1 protein-coding gene is annotated in these 2,131 nt (G+C 40.0%); it reads left to right on the forward strand.

Features of this window, described 5'->3' with window-relative positions:
* Positions 1-209: 209 nt before the first annotated feature.
* Complete coding sequence (locus FEFB_RS07950) at positions 210-2,063, forward strand: FAD/NAD(P)-binding protein (RefSeq protein WP_047975714.1); 1,854 nt, start codon at positions 210-212, stop codon at positions 2,061-2,063.
* Positions 2,064-2,131: the final 68 nt, after the last annotated feature.

Raw genomic sequence — 2,131 nt, forward strand, 5'->3', positions numbered from 1 at the left:
CAACAATCGACCCATGAAGTTACATAACTACCAGACGCCACTAGAAGTTTTTCGGGGTTGTTCGAATTAAACTTGTAATCTGCCAAATATTATAAATTTTAGACACATTAGTTGTAATGTTTCTGACTTATTTTTTTCAAAAATTCATTTTCATAGCTTGCGCTTACTTTATCATTGGCTTTTTATTTTTACTTGATACAGGAGTCCCCATGCAAATTGCTTTAATTGGAGCGGGTCCGAGAAATCTTGCTATTCTCGACCGCCTTATTCAAAAAGCTGATTCAAACCAGGCCTTAACAATTAATATTTTCGACCCTTACCCGGTTGGTGGTCGCGTTTGGAATCCTTTTTTTGAAAATAATCAAACTTATTTAATGAATACGAATCCCAACCAGGTGACGTTATTTAATGATTATGATATTGGTCAACGTCGCGGTGATGATTTAACGCCAAACCTGCTTACTTGGGCCCAATCTTATGCCCTGGCCTTCTTAAAACAACATCACGAATATCCAATGGCTTATCGTGAGGAAGTTTTATCACTAACATCAATGACTGCCTATGCTTCCCGCGGTTTAATGGGTGTCTATGCGGCTTGGTTCTTTGAAGAAATTCTAAAAAACTGCCCAAGTAATCTTTCCGTGCGCTTTCACCAGGTCGCCGTCAAAAGCTTATTAGAAGCTAATCCAGGTTTTAACATCACGACTACCGATTATAATCATTTTTTTGCTGACAAAGTCGTCTTGGCACTTGGTCACCTTGATGCCGAGTTAAGTGAAAAGAAGAAAGATTTGGAAAAGTTTGCAAAAGAAAAAGGCTTTCACTATTATCCTGCCTCTCACCCGGCGGAAAATGACTTTTCTAACCTGAACGAAAATGATACTGTTTTGGTTCAAGGCCTTGGTCTCTCCTTTTTTGATGATCTCTTGTCTTTGACAGCTGGTAAAGGTGGTTCCTTTTTGACTAAAAAAGATGGATCACTTGTTTACCATCCATCTGGTCATGAGCCACATTTGATCATTGGTTCTGGATCTGGCCTGCCACCCCGAGCACATGGGCTTAATCAAAAAGGAGCAAACGAGCTGTATCAACCACGATTCTTCACGCTCGAACGCATGCAGCGCATTGCGAAAGATTGCGGTGGTCACCTACCCTACAATACTTTCCGCCATGTCTTAGATCAAGAGATGACCTACAAGTATCTAACTAACCAAGTAAACCTGCTTGATAAGCTTTCTGATACAGAAAAAGAAGAAATTTTAGATTTTCTAGAAAATCCAAAAAATTGGCAGCATGTTAACGAAAAGTTTCATCTAAAATTAGATGTGCACATTTCTTGGGAAAAGGAAGCAACCCCTTCCCGTGACGTGACTTCTCTTTCTGCTTTCCGGAAATTCTTCGTTCAACACTTAAAAGAAGATATTGATTCTGCCGCCTTAGGTAATGATAAATCACCCCTAACAGGCGCCTATGACATTCTTCGTGATGTTCGTGGTACTGTACGAACACTTTATAATGACCGTCTTTTTGATGAAGATGATTATCAAAAACTCTTAACTGACTTCAAGCTTTTTGATTCACAGCTATCGGTTGGGCCGCCATTAATTCGAATACGGCAACTTTTGGCCTTAATTAAAGCTAAGCAAGTCACTATTGCCGGTCCAAATTTCAGTGTCGATCATGATCAACAATTCTTTACCGCAACTGACCGATTTGATGAGCATTATCAAGGGACTGCCCTCATTGAGGCACGACTCGGCCGGCCTGATTTCCGCACAGCTAAAAGTCCGTTGCTAAAATCTCTCCGTCAGCACGGCTTAATTGTTGGTGATAATCGAATTATTAACCAGGATGGTACTGCTCCTTTAGCTAATACCATTAAAGTTAATCTGAAAACATTTACTGTTTATAACAAGGAAAATCAGTTAATTCCTAACCTGTTTGTCACTGGCGTTCCTCTAGAAGGCCAAAGTTGGTTCACTACAGTAATCCCCCGACCACACGTGCAAACAATCGCTTTCACTGAAGCAGCTACCGTCGTTCACCAAATTTTAAACCAATAAAAAGAAGGTAGGATGACCTGTACCCTGAAAGTTGTATAACTTTCAGGGTTTTTCTTATGACTAAATTT

This window comes from Fructobacillus sp. EFB-N1 (assembly GCF_001038455.1).
Classification (GTDB): Bacteria; Bacillota; Bacilli; order Lactobacillales; family Lactobacillaceae; genus Fructobacillus; species Fructobacillus cardui.

Coding starts and splice junctions, on each gene's coding strand:
- FEFB_RS07950 (WP_047975714.1), top strand. CDS start 210: ATGCAAATTGCTTTAATTGGAGCGGGTCCGAGAAATCTTGCTATTCTC.